This window comes from Streptomyces achromogenes subsp. achromogenes, assembly GCF_000720835.1.
Taxonomy (GTDB): domain Bacteria; phylum Actinomycetota; class Actinomycetes; order Streptomycetales; family Streptomycetaceae; genus Streptomyces; species Streptomyces achromogenes.
Map to the genome: position 1 here is coordinate 1 of NZ_JODT01000110.1, position 379 is coordinate 379.

1 protein-coding gene is annotated in these 379 nt (G+C 74.1%); it reads left to right on the forward strand.

Features of this window, described 5'->3' with window-relative positions; translation table 11 throughout:
* Window positions 1–379: ATP-binding protein (locus tag IH25_RS0136930; RefSeq protein WP_030621497.1), on the forward strand; the 379-nt coding region annotated here is incomplete at both ends.

The window sequence follows — 379 nt, forward strand, 5'->3', positions numbered from 1 at the left end:
CCGCGACCTCGGTGACAAGGTCGCCGCCCGCCACATCGCCCAGCGCGCCGGCGCCCCCCTGGTCGCCGGCACCCCCGACCCCGTCAGCGGCGCGGACGAAGTCGTGGCCTTCGCCCGCGAGCACGGCCTGCCGATCGCGATCAAGGCCGCGTTCGGTGGTGGCGGGCGCGGTCTGAAGGTCGCCCGCACCCTCGAAGAGGTCCCCGAGCTGTACGAGTCCGCCGTGCGTGAGGCGGTCGCCGCGTTCGGGCGGGGCGAGTGCTTCGTGGAGCGGTATCTGGACCGTCCCCGGCACGTGGAGACGCAGTGCCTGGCCGACAAGCACGGCAACGTCGTCGTGGTCTCCACCCGCGACTGCTCCCTGCAGCGCCGCCACCAG